Annotated in this window: 18 protein-coding genes and 1 pseudogene; 9 read left to right on the top strand and 10 right to left on the bottom strand. The window is 71.7% G+C overall.

All coding sequences use genetic code 11. From position 1 onward, the window contains the following. The first annotated feature begins 16 nt into the window (after positions 1-16). Complete coding sequence (gene era, locus ACGFK0_RS09275) at positions 17-940, top strand: GTPase Era (protein ID WP_392902157.1); 924 nt, start codon at positions 17-19, stop codon at positions 938-940. Here era and ACGFK0_RS09280 read toward each other — a convergent pair. After that, the gene (locus tag ACGFK0_RS09280; RefSeq protein ID WP_392902159.1) at positions 931-1,737 is read right to left on the bottom strand and encodes a hypothetical protein; all 807 of its coding nucleotides are present in this window, start codon (positions 1,735-1,737) and stop codon (positions 931-933) included. The two genes, era and ACGFK0_RS09280, sit on opposite strands and share 10 nt — an antisense overlap. Before the next feature lie 100 nt (positions 1,738-1,837). On the opposite strand from ACGFK0_RS09280, the gene ACGFK0_RS09285 reads away from it, so the two are divergent. The 3 genes and pseudogenes from ACGFK0_RS09285 (at position 1,838) to leuA (ending at position 4,524) form a co-directional block, all read left to right on the top strand. Further along, complete coding sequence (locus tag ACGFK0_RS09285) at positions 1,838-2,449, top strand: hypothetical protein (protein ID WP_392902161.1); 612 nt, start codon at positions 1,838-1,840, stop codon at positions 2,447-2,449. A gap of 22 nt (positions 2,450-2,471) precedes the next feature. After that, positions 2,472-2,561: pseudogene (locus tag ACGFK0_RS09290) on the top strand (N(G),N(G)-dimethylarginine dimethylaminohydrolase); the annotation flags it as partial. A 250-nt stretch (positions 2,562-2,811) separates the two neighbouring features. After that, positions 2,812-4,524 (top strand): 2-isopropylmalate synthase, encoded by a 1,713-nt coding sequence (gene leuA, locus ACGFK0_RS09295; RefSeq protein WP_392902163.1) that lies wholly within the window; start codon positions 2,812-2,814, stop codon positions 4,522-4,524. A gap of 103 nt (positions 4,525-4,627) precedes the next feature. On the opposite strand, the gene ACGFK0_RS09300 is transcribed toward leuA, so the two are convergent. Further along, on the bottom strand, positions 4,628-4,879 hold the full coding sequence (locus ACGFK0_RS09300) for a protealysin inhibitor emfourin (RefSeq protein WP_392902165.1): 252 nt from the start codon (positions 4,877-4,879) through the stop codon (positions 4,628-4,630). 252 nt (positions 4,880-5,131) lie between these two features. Between ACGFK0_RS09300 and recO the strand changes: the two genes are divergently transcribed. Further along, positions 5,132-5,929 carry a DNA repair protein RecO gene (gene recO, locus ACGFK0_RS09305; protein WP_392902167.1) on the top strand — a complete coding sequence of 266 codons (798 nt, stop codon included), beginning with the start codon at positions 5,132-5,134 and terminating at the stop codon, positions 5,927-5,929. Then, positions 5,926-6,726, top strand: a complete 801-nt coding sequence (locus ACGFK0_RS09310; RefSeq protein WP_392902169.1) for an isoprenyl transferase — start codon at positions 5,926-5,928, stop codon at positions 6,724-6,726. The genes recO and ACGFK0_RS09310 overlap by 4 nt, the downstream gene beginning before the upstream one ends. A 12-nt stretch (positions 6,727-6,738) precedes the next feature. Here ACGFK0_RS09310 and ACGFK0_RS09315 read toward each other — a convergent pair whose 3' ends face one another. The 7 genes from ACGFK0_RS09315 to ACGFK0_RS09345 all read right to left on the bottom strand — a co-directional run bounded on the left by ACGFK0_RS09315 (position 6,739) and on the right by ACGFK0_RS09345 (position 12,484). Then, positions 6,739-7,164, bottom strand: a complete 426-nt coding sequence (locus ACGFK0_RS09315) for an OsmC family protein (protein ID WP_392902171.1) — start codon at positions 7,162-7,164, stop codon at positions 6,739-6,741. Positions 7,165-7,309: 145 nt separating this feature from the next. Continuing rightward, complete coding sequence (locus tag ACGFK0_RS09320; RefSeq protein WP_392902173.1) at positions 7,310-8,923, bottom strand: M4 family metallopeptidase; 1,614 nt, start codon at positions 8,921-8,923, stop codon at positions 7,310-7,312. A gap of 178 nt (positions 8,924-9,101) precedes the next feature. Beyond that, positions 9,102-9,488 (bottom strand): Fur family transcriptional regulator, encoded by a 387-nt coding sequence (locus ACGFK0_RS09325; protein ID WP_392902175.1) that lies wholly within the window; start codon positions 9,486-9,488, stop codon positions 9,102-9,104. Next, positions 9,485-10,390, bottom strand: a complete 906-nt coding sequence (locus tag ACGFK0_RS09330; protein WP_392902177.1) for a metal ABC transporter permease — start codon at positions 10,388-10,390, stop codon at positions 9,485-9,487. Before ACGFK0_RS09330 ends, ACGFK0_RS09325 begins: the two co-directional genes overlap by 4 nt. Continuing rightward, positions 10,387-11,079 carry a metal ABC transporter ATP-binding protein gene (locus ACGFK0_RS09335; protein ID WP_392902877.1) on the bottom strand — a complete coding sequence of 231 codons (693 nt, stop codon included), beginning with the start codon at positions 11,077-11,079 and terminating at the stop codon, positions 10,387-10,389. The genes ACGFK0_RS09330 and ACGFK0_RS09335 overlap by 4 nt, the downstream gene beginning before the upstream one ends. A 77-nt stretch (positions 11,080-11,156) precedes the next feature. Next, positions 11,157-12,125 (bottom strand): metal ABC transporter substrate-binding protein, encoded by a 969-nt coding sequence (locus ACGFK0_RS09340; RefSeq protein ID WP_392902179.1) that lies wholly within the window; start codon positions 12,123-12,125, stop codon positions 11,157-11,159. Between the two features lie 32 nt (positions 12,126-12,157). Then, positions 12,158-12,484 (bottom strand): DUF6703 family protein, encoded by a 327-nt coding sequence (locus ACGFK0_RS09345; RefSeq protein WP_392902181.1) that lies wholly within the window; start codon positions 12,482-12,484, stop codon positions 12,158-12,160. 79 nt (positions 12,485-12,563) lie between these two features. Here ACGFK0_RS09345 and ACGFK0_RS09350 point away from each other — a divergent pair, with 79 nt between their 5' ends. The 3 genes from ACGFK0_RS09350 (at position 12,564) to ACGFK0_RS09360 (ending at position 15,867) form a co-directional block, all read left to right on the top strand. Further along, entirely contained in the window at positions 12,564-12,848 is a 285-nt protein-coding gene (locus ACGFK0_RS09350; protein ID WP_392902183.1) for an antibiotic biosynthesis monooxygenase family protein, read from the top strand. Positions 12,849-12,991: 143 nt separating this feature from the next. Beyond that, positions 12,992-14,305, top strand: coding sequence for a DUF1906 domain-containing protein (locus ACGFK0_RS09355; protein WP_392902185.1), 1,314 nt, complete (start codon positions 12,992-12,994; stop codon positions 14,303-14,305). Positions 14,306-14,478: 173 nt separating this feature from the next. Beyond that, positions 14,479-15,867, top strand: coding sequence for a glycine--tRNA ligase (locus ACGFK0_RS09360; RefSeq protein WP_392902186.1), 1,389 nt, complete (start codon positions 14,479-14,481; stop codon positions 15,865-15,867). A 123-nt stretch (positions 15,868-15,990) separates the two neighbouring features. Here ACGFK0_RS09360 and ACGFK0_RS09365 read toward each other — a convergent pair whose 3' ends face one another. Next, complete coding sequence (locus ACGFK0_RS09365; protein ID WP_392902188.1) at positions 15,991-16,656, bottom strand: hypothetical protein; 666 nt, start codon at positions 16,654-16,656, stop codon at positions 15,991-15,993. Positions 16,657-16,734 lie beyond the last annotated feature (78 nt).

Genomic DNA, 16,734 nt, shown 5'->3' on the forward strand with positions numbered 1-16,734 from the left:
GCGCGACAATCGAGGGGTGACAGTGTTGGGCAGTGAGGTGCGCGAGGGGTATCGGTCGGGATTCGCCTGTTTCATCGGGCGGCCCAACGTCGGCAAGTCGACCCTGATGAACGCCCTGGTCGGGACCAAGGTGGCGATCACCAGCAGCCGCCCGCAGACGACGCGGCGGGCCATCCGCGGAATCGTGCACCGGCCGGACGCGCAGCTCGTCATCGTCGACACGCCCGGCCTGCACAAGCCCCGGACGCTGCTCGGGGAACGGCTCGACAGCCTGGCCCGGTCCACGCTCACCGAGGTGGACGCGATCGGGTTCTGCGTGCCCGCCGACCAGCCCGTCGGGCCCGGCGACAAGTACATCGCCCGGGAGCTCACGGCCGTGAAGAAGACCCCGGTCGTCGCGATCGTGACCAAGACCGACCTCGCCCCGCCCGAGCGGGTCGCCGAGCAGCTCCTCGCGGTCGGTCGGCTGGGCGAGTTCGCCGACATCGTGCCGTGCTCCGCCGAGACGGGCTTCCAGGTCGGCCTGGTCGGCGACCTGCTGATCTCCCACCTGCCGGGCGGCACGCCGCTCTATCCGGAGGGCGACCTCACCGACGAGCCCGAACAGCTCCTCGTCGGCGAGCTGATCCGCGAGGCGGCGCTGGAAGGCGTCCGCGACGAGCTGCCTCACTCGATCGCCGTGGTGGTGGACGAGATCAGCCCGCGTGAGGGCCGCGGCGACCTCGTCGACATCTACGCGCACCTGTTCGTCGAGCGCTCCAGCCAGAAGGGCATCATCATCGGGCACAAGGGGTCTCGGCTCCGCGAGGTGGGCGCGGCGGCGCGGCGGCAGATCGAGGCGCTGCTCGGCACCCGGGTCTTCCTCGACCTGCGCGTCAGCGTCCTCAAGGACTGGCAGCGCGACCCCAAGCAGCTCCGCCGGCTCGGGTTCTACGACTGATCCTTCCCGGGGTCGTCCCCGGCCGGCGCCTCCCGGTCCGCCTGCGCCTCCCGGTCCCTGCGGCCCCACGCCCGGTCTTCCTCGGGCCAGGCGGCGGGCGCGTCTGCCGGGTACTGCCGGTCGGTGTACTGCCACTGGCCGGCGTACTGCTGGTCCGCGTACTGCTGGTCCGCGTACCGGGGCTGCTGCTGATTTCCATCCGGCCGGTGCCGGGGCCTGGACACCCGTTCGGCGATGGGCCGGGCCAGGCTGAAACCGACCACCAGCAGGGACGTGACGACGGCCAGGTACCACCCGTAGCGGACGGTGATCTGGTAGCCGAAGTCCAGGCCGGTCCGGGGAAGGTTGTCGCTGACGTCGCCCAGCCGCAGGACGAAGATCCCGCAGACGAGCAGGGCGAGCATGCCGGGGATGGCGGCGAGCGCGCCGATCCGCGCGTCCCGTCCGATCAGGTCCCAGAAGGCCAGCGCGATCGCGGCCACGGCCAGCACCGGGACGGCGACGACCATGGTGTCGGCGTCGATGCCCGCCAGGTCTCCGAGGTCGCGGCCGATCGGCCGCCCGAACAGCTCGATGACGATCTGCGCGTGCGCCCACGGCAGGAACGCCGCCACCAGCAGCACGGCCGCCGCGGTGATCGTGGCGAGGATCCAGGCGGTGCCGTACCGCGGCCCGGCCGTCGCGCCGGGAGCGGGTTTCCAGGCGCCGTCTCGGGGCGGCGGATAGCCGTCGACGGGCGGCAGAAAGGACGGGCGCGACCGCTCACGGCCCGCCTCGGAACCCAGGTCACCGGTCATGGACCCAGCGTAAATGCAGGAACGGCATTGCCCGTACGGCCACGTCGGGGCACATGGATCGGTAGTTTGGAATGAAGTCCGTTATGGGAGGAGAGCCGCGGTGTTGCTCGTTTTCGGCCTGACGGCGGTGTTCCGTACCGTCGGCGAGGGGACGTTCCACTGCCCGCAGTGCGGGGGTGACCGTGCCTTCCGCAGGCGTGCCGGGCGTCGCTGGTTCTCGATGTTCTTCGTTCCGCTGGTGCCGCTGTGGCGGCTCGGGCACGCCCTGGAGTGCCGGACGTGCCGCGGCCGCTTCCCGGTCTCGGCGCTGCGGACGCCGACCGCCGAGCAGATGGCCGAGGCGCTCGCCACGGGCATGCGCGCCGCGGCGGCCCTGGTGCTGCGCGCCGGCGACCCCGCCGACCCGGCGGCCCGCGCACGCGCCATCTCGACGGTCGCCGGCTACGGCGAGCCCGAGTTCGACGGGACGGCCGTGAACGCCGACCTCGCGCTGCGCCGCACGTTCCTGGAACAGGAGATCGTCCGGGCCGGGGCCCATCTCGCGGTGGAGGCCAAGGAGTGGTTCCTCGCGCAGGCCGTCCGGATCGGGCTGGCGGACGGCCCGCTCGGTGACGGGGAGCGGCAGGAACTGCACGGCATCGCGGACCTGCTCGGCATGTCCCCCGCCTACGCGCTGGGCGTGATCGTGACCACCGAGGGGGCTTCCCGCTGACATGGGACCCGCCGCCGCGGGCCTCGCCGCCGACGGGCTGCGCGTCACGACCGTCGACATCAGCGAGTTCGAGGCGCTCGACGGCTGCGTGACCTGCCTGTCCGTGCTCGTCGCCCGACCGGCGCCGGGAATTTCACCGGCGTGCGGCGTCGTTCTCGTGAGACGGAAGAGGTCCCCGTTGTCCCAGTATCCGGACGTCGGTTTCCGTAACACGGATGGCATCTGTTAACTTGGCGAACGTGTTGCGTGAGCTGCTCCTCCTTAGCGGCCGCAGCGGGGGCCTGTAACCAGGCCGGCTCCCTCGCTGCGGGACTGCGTCGTGCATGTCGGCCGCGAGGTTCGAGCAGAAGGTTCTCATTCGGATGTATCCGCAACAGCAGTCCTCCGGTATGCCCGTCCAGCGCTACCGTCCCTTCGCCCCGATCAAGCTCACCGACCGGACCTGGCCGGACGCGGTCATCGCCGAGGCGCCGCGCTGGTGCGCGGTCGACCTGCGGGACGGCAACCAGGCCCTGATCGACCCGATGGACGCCGACCGCAAGCTGCGGATGTTCGAGCTGCTGGTACGGATGGGCTACAAGGAGATCGAGGTCGGGTTCCCGGCGGCCAGCCAGACCGACTTCGACTTCGTCCGGCAGATCATCGAAGAGGACCGGGTCCCCGATGACGTCGTGATCCAGGTGCTGACGCAGGCCCGCCCCGAGCTGATCGAGCGGACCTTCGAGTCGGTGCGCGGCGCGAAGCGGGCGATCGTCCACCTGTACAACTCCACCAGCACGCTGCAGCGCCGCGTCGTGTTCGAGCAGGACCGCGACGGCATCACCGCGATCGCCGTCGAGGGCGCCAAGCTGTGCGCCAAGCTCGCCGAGAACATGGGCGACACCGAGATCTTCTTCCAGTACTCGCCCGAGTCGTTCACCGGCACCGAACTGGAGTACGCCGTCGAGGTCTGCAACGCCGTCAACGACGTGTGGAAGCCCACCCCCGACAAGAAGGTCATCGTCAACCTGCCGGCGACGGTCGAGATGGCCACGCCGAACGTGTACGCCGACCAGATCGAGTGGATGAACCGGAACCTGGCCCACCGGGATTCGGTGATCCTGTCGCTGCACCCGCACAACGACCGCGGGACCGCCGTCGCCGCCGCCGAGCTGGGCTACATGGCGGGCGCCGACCGCATCGAGGGCTGCCTGTTCGGCAACGGCGAGCGCACCGGCAACGTCTGCCTGGTCACGCTGGGCCTGAACCTGTTCACCCAGGGCGTCGACCCGCAGATCGACTTCTCCGACATCGACGAGATCCGCCGGACGGTCGAGTACTGCAACCAGCTGCCCGTCCACGAGCGGCACCCCTACGGCGGCGACCTGGTCTACACCGCGTTCTCCGGTTCCCACCAGGACGCCATCAACAAGGGCTTCGACCACCTGGGCCGGGACGCCGAGGCCGCCGGGGTACCGGTCGCCGGGTACCGCTGGGAGGTCCCGTACCTGCCGATCGACCCGCACGACGTCGGCCGCACCTACGAGGCCGTGATCCGGGTCAACAGCCAGTCCGGCAAGGGCGGCGTCTCCTACATCATGAAGACCGAGCACTCCCTGGAGCTGCCGCGCCGGCTGCAGATCGAGTTCTCCCGCGTCGTCCAGGAGCACACCGACAGCGAGGGCGGCGAGGTCACCGCCGAGCGCATGTGGGAGATCTTCCAGAGCGAGTTCCTCACGGGCGGCCCGCGCGCCGGGCTGCTGGCGCACCGCACGACCTCGCGGGTGGACGAGAAGGACGCGATCAGCTGCGACATCCGCGTCGACGGCGAGATCCGCGAGATCGAGGGCGTCGGCAACGGCCCCGTCTCGGCCTTCGAGGACGCTCTCGCCACGGTCGGCATCGACGTCCGCGTCCTGGACTACGCCGAGCACGCGATGAGCGCGGGCGGCGACGCGCGCGCCGCCGCCTACGTCGAATGCGATGTGAACGGCACGTCCGTCTGGGGCGTGGGCATCGACGGCAACATCGTCACCGCGTCCCTCAAGGCGATCCTGTCCGCGGTGAACCGGGTGGCCCGCACGCAGGGAAGGTAGGCGTTCGCGTCAGGGACCGGGGTTCGCGGGCGGCGGAAGGCGCCGACGGCCCCGGGACCGCCAATCGGCCCCACCATGACGACCGCCGGCCCCGCCGGATGGATCAGGCGCGGCCCAGGACGTGGTGGACCAGTTCGCGGAGGGCGCCGTGGAGCTGGGCCTCACCGACGGTGGTCCGGTCGCCGTCGATGTCGATTTCGTACAGGAACTGATCGGGGATTCGGCCCGGCGGCGGGACCGTGTTCAGGTCGACGCGGCCGACGAGCCTTGTCAGCATGGGATCGCTGGCGCTGTCGGACTCGGCGCGCCGTTCGATCCCCGCGAATCCTCCGCTGCGGACGACTTTCACTCTCACTTCGCTATCCGTTCGCCTCCATGAGGACATCTTCTCCCGCCCAAGCCCGGCCCACGGGGAATCTCATGCCACAACGCTGCCAGCTCCGGGTGGTTCGAGCCACAACTTTCGGCAGGACACTACGGCCGAATCCGGTCACGCTATGTAATTGTTATCCAGCGTAGTGCTATCGTCCGGGAGACTTGCGAAGATCATGGGGAGATGCCCGGCCGCGGCACCGAGGCATCGGGTGGTGTGCGTCAGAATGAACGGGTGACCCTCTACCGCGACGAAGGCATCGTCCTGCGCACCCAGAAGCTGGGCGAGGCCGACCGCATCGTGACGGTGCTGACCCGGCGCACCGGCCGGATCCGCGCCGCGGCGAAGGGGGTCCGCAAGACCAGGTCCCGGTTCGGGGCGCGGCTGGAGCCGTTCACGCACGTGGACCTCCAGCTGTACGAGCGGCGCTCCCTCGACCTGATCACGCAGGCCGAGACGCTGCGCCCGTACGGGGAGGCGCTGGTCACCGACTATCCCCGCTACACGGCGGGGACGGCGATGCTGGAGACCGCGGAGAAGCTCACGGCCGAGGAGGGCGAGCCCGCGCTCCGGCAGTTCCTGCTCCTGGTCGGCGGTCTGCGCACGCTCGCCGAACGCGGCCATGACCCGCGGCTCGTCCTGGACGCCTACCTGCTGCGCTCGCTGTCGGTCGCCGGATGGGCCCCCGCGCTCGACGAGTGCTGCCGCTGCGGAACCCGCGGCGGGCTGCGCGGGTTCGCGATCGCGGCGGGCGGCGCGGTCTGCGCGAACTGCCGCCGGCCGGGCGCCGCGACCCCCGCCCCGCCGACGTTCGCGCTGATGCTGGCGCTGCTGCGCGGCGACTGGGAGACCGCCGACGGCAGCGAGCAGCGCCACCGGATGGAGACCAGCGGCCTGGTGGCCGCCTACCTCCAGTGGCATCTGGAACACGGAATCCGGTCCCTGCGCCATGTCGAACGCGACACGGGGTCCACCGAAGACGCCGCAGGCACCCGGACCACCGGGGACGACACCACCAGGGAGAGAGTGTGAGCAGGGCCGTATCGCCGCCGGATCCGCATCGGGACGGCGCCACGCCGCCCCCGATCCCCGCGGACCTGGTGCCACGGCACGTCGCCATCGTCATGGACGGCAACGGCCGCTGGGCCAAGGAGCGCGGGCTGCCGCGCACCGAAGGACACAAGCGCGGCGAGGACTCGCTCTTCGACGTCATCATGGGGGCGATCGAACTCGGCGTCCCGTACCTGTCGGCGTACGCGTTCTCCACCGAGAACTGGAAGCGCTCGCCGGACGAGGTGCGCTTCCTCATGGGCTTCAACCGGGACGTGATCCGGCGCCGCCGCGACCAGCTCCACTCGATGGGCGTGCGGGTCCGGTGGGCGGGCCGGCGGCCGCGGCTGTGGCGCAGCGTCATCAGGGAGCTGGAGACGGCCGAGGAGATGACGCGCGACAACGACGTCCTCACCCTGCAGTTCTGCGTGAACTACGGCGGCCGCGCCGAGATCGTGGACGCGGCGGCGGCGATCGCGCGGGACGTCCGCGACGGCAGGCTCAACCCCGACAAGATCACCGAGAAGGTCTTCGCCCGGTACCTGGACGAGCCCGGCATCCCGGACGTGGACCTGTTCCTGCGCTCGTCGGGGGAGCAGCGCACGTCCAACTTCCTGCTCTGGCAGTCGGCGTACGCGGAGATGGTCTTCCTCGACACGCTCTGGCCCGACTTCGACCGCCGCCACCTGTGGCACGCGTGCGAACTCTACGCATCCCGCGACCGCCGGTACGGCGGCGCCGTCCCGAACAAGGTGGAACCCGCCGCCGCGACCGGCTGAGCCGCCCTCGGATCAGGCCAGGGCCGCGTCCAGGGTGATGGTGGTGCCGGTGAGCGCCTGGCTGACGGGGCAGCCGGTCTTGGCGTCCTGGGCGGCCTTCTCGAAGTCGGCCGGGGACAGGCCGGGCACGTCGGCCCGGACGGTCAGGTGGATGCCGGTGATGCCCTCACCGGGCTGGAACGTGACCTCGGCCTTGGTGTCCACCTTCGCCGGCGGCGTCCCCGCGCCGGCGAGGGCGTGCGAGAGTGCCATCGAATAGCAGGTGGAGTGGGCGGCGGCGATGAGCTCCTCCGGGCTCGTCCTTCCGCCCGGCTCCTCGGATCGCGACGCCCAGGTCACGTCGTAGGTGCCGAGCTTCGAGGAGTCCAGCGAGACGGTCCCCTGGCCGCTGGTGAGCGGCCCTTCCCAATGCGCGTTCGCGGTACGTGTCGTAGCCATGTTCCGATCCTCCCACGGCCGTGCCCGGCCAGGTGATGTAGGGGAAGCCCCGCGTCCGCGTGTCAGATCGGCCGCGGGCGCGGGGCTTCCCGTCCCCGGAACAGGGGCTCCGGCCCTCGGGGGCGGTGGCCCCCTGAGGGGATGGCTAGTTGACGTTCACGGCGGACCAGGCGGCGGCCACCGTGGCGTACTGGGTGCTGCCCGCGCCATAGAGGTCCGTGGCCGCGTTCAGGGTCGCGGTGCGTGCGCCCTGGTAGTCGGTCGAGGACGTCATGTAGGTGGTCAGCGCCCGGTACCAGATCTTGGTGGCGGCGTCCCGGCCGATGCCGGTGATCGTGGAGCCGTTCGACGTCGGGCTGTCGTAGGAGACGCCGTTGATCGTCTTCGCGCCGCTGCCCTCGGCCAGCAGGTAGAAGAAGTGGTTGCCGACGCCGGAGGAGTAGTGCACGTCGAGGTTCTTGGTGTCGGACGACCAGGCGTCGGCGGAGTCGCCGTCCCTGCTGGGCCGGTCCATGAAGCGCAGGGCGGGGCTGCCGAAGCCGGGCAGGACGATCTTCTCGCCGACCAGGTAGTCGCCCACGTCGGCGGAGTTGTTCGCGTAGAACTCGACGGCGGCGGCCATGATGTCGGACGTCGCCTCGTTGAGCCCGCCGGACTCGCCGCTGTAGGTGAGGTTCGCGGTGGAGGTGGTCACGCCGTGGCTCATCTCGTGCGCGGCCACGTCGAGGGACGTGAGCGGCCCGAGGTTGACGCCGTCACCGTCGCCGTACGTCATGCAGAAGCACGAGGGGTCCCAGAACGCGTTGGCGTAGCCGTCGCCGTAGTGGACGCGGTTGAACGATCCCTTGCCGTCGTCGGCGATGCCGTTGCGGCCGAAGACGTTCTCGTAGAAGTCCCACGTCATGGCGGTGCCGAACTGGGCGTCGACGGCGACGGTGGCGCGGTCGGCGGTGGTGCCGCTGCCCCAGTGGTTGTCGGCGTCGGTGAACAGCGTCGCCGGGGCGCGGTAGAAGCACCAGATGAGGAAGCAGAGGTCGGTCTGGTTCTCGGCGTCCCCGGTGTAGGTGTTGCCGCGCGTCGGGTCCTTCAGCTGGAAGGTGCCGCCGGACGCCGTCGTCTCCAGCGGGACGGTCCCGGTGTAGAGGGACTTGCCGTCGCCCGCCGCGGTGTGGATCGTCTCCTCGCGCAGCAGGACCTTGCCGGTGGCGGCGTCCACGGACGTGAGGATGCGGCTGGGCGTCCCGTCCGCCTTCTTGCCGACGGTCTGGACGCGCCACGCGAGGCGGGGCCTGTGGTCGGCGGTGCGGGCCTCGACGACGAGTTCGGGCGAGCCCTCGGCCTTGCGCTTCTTGGTGACGGCACGCTTCTCGGCGGTCTTGGCGGGTACCTCCGGGCGAGAGTCGGACGGCGCTTCGGCGAGCGTGCCGCTGCTGCCGCGCCACGCGCCTGACGCGCTCTGGTGGACGACGATGTCGCCGCCGAGGACCGGGAGGTCGTCGAAGGTGCGGATCATCCGGGTGTGGGAGGTGCCGTCGCGGTCCATCGTGACCCGGACGACCTTGAACGCCTGCCCGTCCCCGCCGCTCCGTTCGGCGCCGCGGGCGGTGAGCGCGCCGAGCGCACGCTCCGCGGCCTGGCGCGGGTCGGGTGGGGACGGCGCCTGTCGCGCGGACGCGGGCACGGCGGTGCCGGCGGTCGCGAGCAGGGTCGCCGAGGCCAGGAGCACGATCCGTCGGCTGGTGAACGACCGTCTTGTCATGAACGCCCTCTCGTGCGGGCGCCACGCACCCCCGGGGCCCGTGGTCGGGCCTGCCGTGGCGACGGAGACATTTATGACATAGGGCTACTCGGAAGTAGATATGGCAATTTGCCAAGGATTGCCTACAGAGCGTGTGAACTCCACGCCTTGTTTCCGCTCGATGTCGCGTAAGGCGGCGTCAGCGCTTCTTCGCGGTGCACGCGGCGCAGGTGCCGAACACCTCGACGGTGTGCGTGATGTCGGCGAAACCGTGCTCGGCGGCGATGGCGTCCGCCCACCGCTCGACGGCCGGGCCCTCGACCTCCACCGTCCGGCCGCAGTCGCGGCAGACGAGGTGATGGTGGTGCTCCTCGGTCCGGCAGGCGCGGTAGACGGCCTCGCCCTCGTCGGTGCGCAGCACGTCGACCTCGCCGGCGTCGCTCAGCGCCTGCAGCGCCCGGTACACCGTGGTGAGGCCGATCCTGGAGCCGTCCGCACGCAGGTCGGCGTAGATGTCCTGGGCGCTGCGGAAGCCCTCGCAGCCGGCCAGCACCTGCCGTACCGCGTCCCGGCGGGCCGTCGTCATCCCCGTAGCACCTCCGCCTCGGCGTCCACCCGCGTCTCGGCGCCGGACCCGGCCGTGGCGGGGACGGTGTCCCCGGCCGCGGCGGACCGCGCACGCCTGCGACGCACCACCGAGCCCCCGGCGACCGCGGCCATGAACAGCGCCAGGGCCAGCAGCACGATCGAGGGGCCCGGGGGCAGATCGTACTGGAAGGAGCCCGCCAGGCCCGACACGGCCGACAGTACACCGGCCGCCATCGCCACCAGCATCGTCCCCCGAAATCCCCGGGTGAGCTGCTGCGCCGCCGCCACCGGGACGATCATCAGCGCGCTGACCAGCAGCAGCCCGATCGCGCGCATCGAGATCACGACGGTGACCGCGGCGGTCGCGGCGATCAGCACGCTGAGGAACCGGACGGGCAGCCCCGCCGCGCGAGCCACGTCCTCGTCCTGGCACAGCAGGAACAGCTCGCGGCCGAACAGCGCGACGATGCCGAGCACGACGGCGGCCAGGCCCGCGATCATGTACAGGTCGGTGACGGTCACGCTGGTGATCGAGCCGAACAGGTACGCGTGCAGGCTCGTGCCGCCGCCGCCGTTCGCGCTGGTGAGGATCACGCCGCCGGCGAGCCCGCCGTAGAACAGCAGCGCGAGCGCGACGTCGGCGCCGCTGCGGCTGCGGGCGCGCAGGACCTCGATCGCCACCGCGCCGAGCACCGACACCACCAGCGCGCCGAGGACGGGGGAGGTGCTCGTGAGCAGGCCCAGCCCGATGCCGGTCAGCGCGATGTGCCCGATGCCGTCGCCGAGCAGCGACAGCTTGCGCTGGACGAGGAACGTTCCCACGGCCGGGGCGGCCAGCCCGATGAGCACCGCCATGACCAGGGCGATGCGCATGAAGTCGTACTGCAGCATCTCGCTCACGCGGGCCTTCCCATCGCGGTGCTCTCCACCGTGGTCTCGCGGACGATGCGGCCCTGCCCCAGCTCGATCGTCCGGGTGATGAGCGGTTCCAGCGGGCCGGGCTCGTGTGTCACCAGGACCACGGTGCGCCCGGCCCCGGCCAGCTCGTGCAGCGCCGACGCGAGCGCGGCCTGGCTGCGCGCGTCCACGCCCGCGGTGGGCTCGTCCATCACGAACACGTCCGGCTCGCCGGCGAGGGCGCGGGCGATCAGCACCCGCTGCTGTTCCCCGCCCGACAGCAGGTGCGCCGAGTCGCGCGCGTGGCCGGTGAGGTCCACCGTCTTCAGGGCGCGGTCCACGGCGGCGCGGTCGGCGGCCCGGTCGTTGAACAGGGCGGGCCGCCACCGGGACGTCCGGGCGACCCGGCCGGACGCCACGACCTCCCGGACGGTCGCCGGCACCCCGCCGCCCATCGGCAGCCGCTGCGGGACGTATCCGATCCGCTTCCAGGCGCGGAACCGCGCGGGCGGCTCACCGTAGATCTCGGTCCGGCCGGCCGACAGCGGGACGAGCCCGAGCAGCGCCTTGGCCAGCGTGGACTTCCCCGCGCCGTTCGGCCCGAGGACGGCGAGCACGTCGCCGGCCCCGACCCGCAGATCGATGCCGGCGAGGACGTCGCGGCCGTCCCGCCGGACGTGCGCGCCGCTCATCGTGAACGGCTCCGTGAACGGCTCCGTGAACGGCTCGGCGAACGGGTCAGCGGGCGGCGGGACGTTCGGCCGGTCCTTCATGTGCACTCCAGGGCGGGACGCAGCGTCCGCAGGTTCCGCTGCATGATCGTCAGGTAGTCGTCGGGGGAGCCGTCCTCGATGCCCTCGATCGGGTCCAGCACGGCGGTCCGCACGCCCGCCTCCCGTGCCAGGGACTCGGCGACCTTCGGGCTGACCAGCGTCTCGGTGAAGACCGTGGTCGCGCCGGTGGAGGAGACCCGCCGCGTCAGGTCGGCCATCCGCCGGGGGGAGGGCTCGGCGGCCGGGTCGACCCCGGCGACGGCGATCTGCCGCAGGCCGTAGCGGTCGGCCAGGTAGCCGAACGCGGCGTGCGCGGTGATGATCTCCCGCCGCTCGCAGGTCCGCAGGCCGTCCCGGAACGCGCGGTCGAGCGCGGCCAGCTCGGCGGCGGCGGAGCGGGCGCGCTCCCGGTGGCCGGACGCGCGGGCGGGGTCCGCGGCGGCGAGCCGGTCGCCGAGGGCGGTCGCGACCGTGGCCATGCGGCTCGGGTCGAGCCAGATGTGCGGATCGTGGTCCGCCTCCTCGTGCCGGATGCCGTCGTGCGCCTCTTCGTCGTGGGTCTCGTCCGGCGGCGGCAGCGTCCGCACCACGCTCGCCGCGTCGAGGGACCTGTCCCCGGCGTGGCGCCGGACGGCCTCGTCGACGGCCGGCTGGACGCCTCCGATGTGGACGGCGAAGTCGCCGTCCACGACGTTCGCGACCTGCCGGGCGGTCAGCTCCAGGTCGTGCGGCTCGGCCCCGGGCTCGGTGAGCGTCCGCACGAAGACGTCGTCTCCGCCGACCTTCCCGGCCAGCCAGGCCACCGGGTAGAACGACGCGATGACCACGGTCTTGCCGGGTGGGGCGTCGGCGCCGGCGTCGGCGCAGCCCGTCAGCGCGGCGGCGAGCCCGGCGAGGGCCAGCGCCGCCACGGGGATGGCGCGGGGCCGGCGACGCGGGCGGGTGAGGTCACCGAAGCGGGGCACATCGTGATTATGGACGAAGATGAAAACGGTTGTCAAAACCGGTCAAGTGCGCGTCCCACCGCGAATCCCACCAGGACCACCAGCGCGACGACCCGCAGAATTCTTCCCGAACCGTCCAGCGCGGGCCAGTTCAGGTAGGCGAACCAGGCCAGCGCCGCCGCCAGCACCAGCAGCCCGGCGGCCGCCACCCAGCCGCTTCCGGCCATGCCGACCACCAGCAGCAGGAACACCACGACGAGAAGCGTCCACCGCGGAAGCCGGTGCAGGAAGACCACCGGCGCCGCGCTCCACCGCTCGACCGCCGCGCGCATCCCGCCCCCGGTGCCCTGCGCTCCCGCCCGCTCACCTCGCGAATTCACGAGCCCCAAGGTAACCGAACCCGCTTCGCCGCAGGGAGGGCCGGGCGCACCACGCCGGATTCGCTGCGAGGATTGACCGATGATCGCGATAACCCGGTACCGGGTCCCGGCCGAGGACTCCGGCGGCTTCGCCGAGAGCATGACCGCGGTGCTGACGGCGCTGTCGGCGAGCCCCGGCTTCCGCTCCGGCCGGCTCGCCAGGACCGTCGACGACCCCGGGCTGTGGGCCCTGGTCACCGAATGGGACGGCGCCGGGCACTACCGCCGCGCGCTCGGCGTGTACGAGGTGCGGCTGCTGTTCATGCCCCTGGCCGCCCTGGCCGTGGACGAACCCGGCGCCTACGAGGTCGTCAGCTCCGCCTGATTCCGCGGGTCAAGGATGCGGCAAGAAGCGTCCCGCCCGGTTTCACGTCCCCGGTCAAGGTCATCTTTGCCGCGTCACGATCATGCCGTGGCCCTCCGGGGAGACGCCCGCCCGGGGGATCCTGTGTCCTTCCGGGGGAGAAGATGCGCCATGTCGTCCTGTTCGGCACCGCCCTGTGCGGGGTGGCGGCCGCGCCCGTCCTCGCCGTCCTCGGGACGGCCGCCGCGCGGCCCGCGCCCGGCGAGACCTCCGCGCCGGCCCGCCGCGCCGCGCCGGCCGGGGACGCGGCGCCGGCCGGCCCCCGCGTCGTCGAGTACCGGGGGCTGCGCATCACCGTCCCGGCCGGCTGGGAGGTCCACCGCCTCGACCGGGACCCGGCCCGCTGCGTCCGCTACGACCGGCGCGCCGTCTACCTCGGCCGCCCGGGACCGCAGCCCGACTGCCCGGCCCGCATCGTCGGCCGCACCGAGGCCGTCCACGTCCGGCCCGCCGGCGGCGGCCGGACGTCGCGGACGGCCGTGCGCGGCGACGAGCTCGCCACCCTCAGAATCACGCCGACCGTCGACCACGAGATGAGCCTCGCGCTCCCCGAGGCCGGGGTCACGATCACCGGCGTGTACGGGACGGACCCGGCGCGCCTCCAGCGGATGCTGCGCGCCGCCCGGGTCACCGGGGACTGGTCCGCCGGGCCGAGCACGCCCGAGCCGTCCAGGACCGGCATCAGGCGCGAGGCCCCCGGCCCGCCCGTGGCGAGCGAGCCCGCCGCAGAGGACGAGAAGTGGGTGCGGGGCAAGGGATTCGACACGTGCACGGCCCCGTCCCTCGCGACCATGAAGGCGTGGCGGCCCTCGTTCAAGGTCACCAACATCTACATCGGCGGCGCGGCCCGCGGCTGCGCGCAGCCCAACCTCACCCGGGCGTGGGTGCGCGAGGTCCGCGAGATGGGCTACCGCATCACGCCCACCTACGTCGGCCTGCAGGCCCCCTGCGGCAGCCGCCCGCAGCGCTTCACCGCCGAGAACGCCGCGAAACAGGGCCGGAAGGCGGCGGTGGACGCCGCCCGCAAGGCCAAGGCGCTCGGCATCCCCGAGGGCGCGCCGATCTACTTCGACATGGAGGCCTACGACACCGGGAAACGCCGCTGCCGGGACGCCGTCCTGCGGTTCGTGGACAACTGGGTCCGCAGGCTGAAGCGGGCCGGGTACACGCCCTGCCTCTACAGCAGCGTCACGTCCGGCATCCGGGACGTGGGCCGCGCCACCGGGATCAGCAAGCCCGCCGCCATCTGGTTCGCCCACTGGGACGGCAAGGCCGAGGTGTACGGCGACCGCTTCATCCCGGACCACTGGTGGCGCCCGCACCGCCGCATCAAGCAGTACCGGGGCGACCACAGGGAACGGCACGGCGGCGTCACCCTCAACATCGACAGCAACATCGTCGACGGCCGTGTCCACTAGCATTCACCTACCAGCCGCTACGGTGCCCTAAGCTGGGAACGCTCGCAGGCGCAGGCGAAGACCGCGCCGCAGGGCACCATCACCGGGGATCACACTCGCCGCCGCCCGCCGCCGTCGCGGGACCGGGGCGCACTCACTGTCCCGCCGACCGCCAGCCGGATGGAGAATCTTTCATGGCACGCCGTTCCGATGTGCTGGACACGATCGTCAACCTCGCCAAACGGCGGGGCCTGGTCTACCCGTCGAGCGAGATCTACGGCGGGCTCCGCGCGTCCTGGGACTACGGGCCGCTCGGCGTCGAGCTGAAGAACAACGTCAAGCGCCAGTGGTGGAAGTCCATGGTGCAGGGCCGTGACGACGTCGTGGGCATCGACTCGTGCGTCATCCTGGCGCGCGAGGTCTGGGAGGCCAGCGGCCACGTCCAGGCGTTCGTCGACCCGCTCACCGAGTGCCAGTCCTGCCACAAGCGCTTCCGGGCCGACCACCTGGAGGAGGCCTACGAGGAGAAGCACGGCCGCCCGCCGGCGAACGGCCTGGCCGACCTCGGCTGCCCGAACTGCGGGGTCAAGGGGTCGTTCACCGAGCCGAAGATGTTCAACGGCCTCCTCAAGACCTACCTCGGCCCCGTCGAGGACGAGTCGGGCCTGGCCTACCTGCGTCCCGAGACGGCGCAGGGCATCTTCATCAACTACCTGAACGTCCAGCAGTCCGCGCGCCGCAAGGTGCCGTTCGGCATCGGGCAGATCGGCAAGTCGTTCCGCAACGAGATCACGCCCGGCAACTTCATCTTCCGGACCCGCGAGTTCGAGCAGATGGAGATGGAGTTCTTCGTCAAGCCCGGCAGCGACGAGGACTGGCACCAGTACTGGATCGACGAGCGCCTGCAGTGGTACGTCGACCTCGGCATCCGCAAGGACAACCTGCGGCTGTACGAGCACCCGCAGGAGAAGCTGTCGCACTACTCCAAGCGCACCGTCGACGTCGAGTACAAGTTCGACTTCGTCGGCAGCGAGTGGGGCGAGCTGGAGGGCGTCGCCAACCGCACCGACTACGACCTGACGACGCACTCCAAGGCGTCCGGCGCCGACCTGTCGTTCTTCGACCAGGAGTCCGGTGAGCGCTACGTCCCGTACGTGATCGAGCCGGCGGCGGGCGTCGACCGCTGCACGCTGACGTTCATGATGGACGCCTACGCCGAGGACGAGGCGCCCAACGCCAAGGGCAAGCTGGAGAAGCGCACGGTCATGCGGCTCGACCGCCGGCTCGCGCCGGTCAAGGTCGCGGTGCTGCCGCTGTCGCGCAACGCCGACCTGTCGCCGAAGGCCCGCGACCTCGCCGCGCGGCTGCGCCGCAACTGGAACGTCGACTTCGACGACGCGGGGGCCATCGGGCGCCGCTACCGCCGCCAGGACGAGATCGGCACGCCGTTCTGCGTCACGGTCGACTTCGACACCCTGGAGGACGATGCGGTGACCATCCGGGAGCGCGACTCGATGAGCCAGGAGCGCATCGGGCTGGGCCAGGTCGAGGCGTTCCTCGCCGCGCAGCTCGTCGGCTGCTGAGCGGCTGCTGAGCGGCCGGCGCGCGGACGCCGCCGGGAGAACCGCCGCGGGCCGCCCCCGCTGTCGCAGGGGCGGCCCGCGTCCTTCTGTGGGAGCGCGTCTTCGGGAGCGTGTCCGGGAGCGTCAGCTTCCGGTGACGTACAGGGACTGGTCGAAGGTGCCGGACCCGGCGCTGGTCTCACCCTGCAGCGCGTAGGTCGCGGTGATCTGGGCGGTGGACGGGCACAGCCAGTTGCTGCCGGACTGCTTGTTCACGGTGGCGTTCTCCACGCCGACCTGGGCTTCGCCGTTGTCGGTGACCGGCCGGGAGGCGTTGTCGCCGTTGAACGCGTCGGCGGTGAGGTTGCCGCCGAAGTTGCAGGTGATCCCGCCGAACAGGTCCACGACCGCGCGGACGCTGAAGTTGGCGATGGTGATCGTGGCGTCACGGCCATTGGTGTGCGACGCGTCGTAGGTGACGTTGCCGCCGGTCCAGGGCAGCTGCATCGCGGTGATGCTCACACCGGCGGTGCCGGTGCATTCGCTGAAGCCGGCGCTGTCGATGGCGAGGCCGGTGCCGTCGGAGTTGATCGAGCCGGTCATGGTCGACTCGCTACAGGAGCCGCTGCCGATCGACGCGGAGACGGAGGCTTCGCCGAGCAGCGACGCCTGGACGTTGCCGGAGTAGGGGCTGGCGGTCGCCGAGCCCGCGCGGATGGTGGTGGTTGCGGCGGAGGCGGGGGCGGCTGTCACGGTGAGGGCGGTCAGCGCCGCCGTGCCGAGGACAACGACCTGTCTGATACGTGCCACCGGAAACTCCTCTGTCCGGTTCGGGGTGGGCGTACGCGAAAGTAATTCGCTTTTCACCCCCCGACAATGGGTGGAGGC

The organism is Spirillospora sp. NPDC048823 (assembly GCF_043198445.1).
In the GTDB taxonomy this organism is placed as follows: domain Bacteria; phylum Actinomycetota; class Actinomycetes; order Streptosporangiales; family Streptosporangiaceae; genus Spirillospora.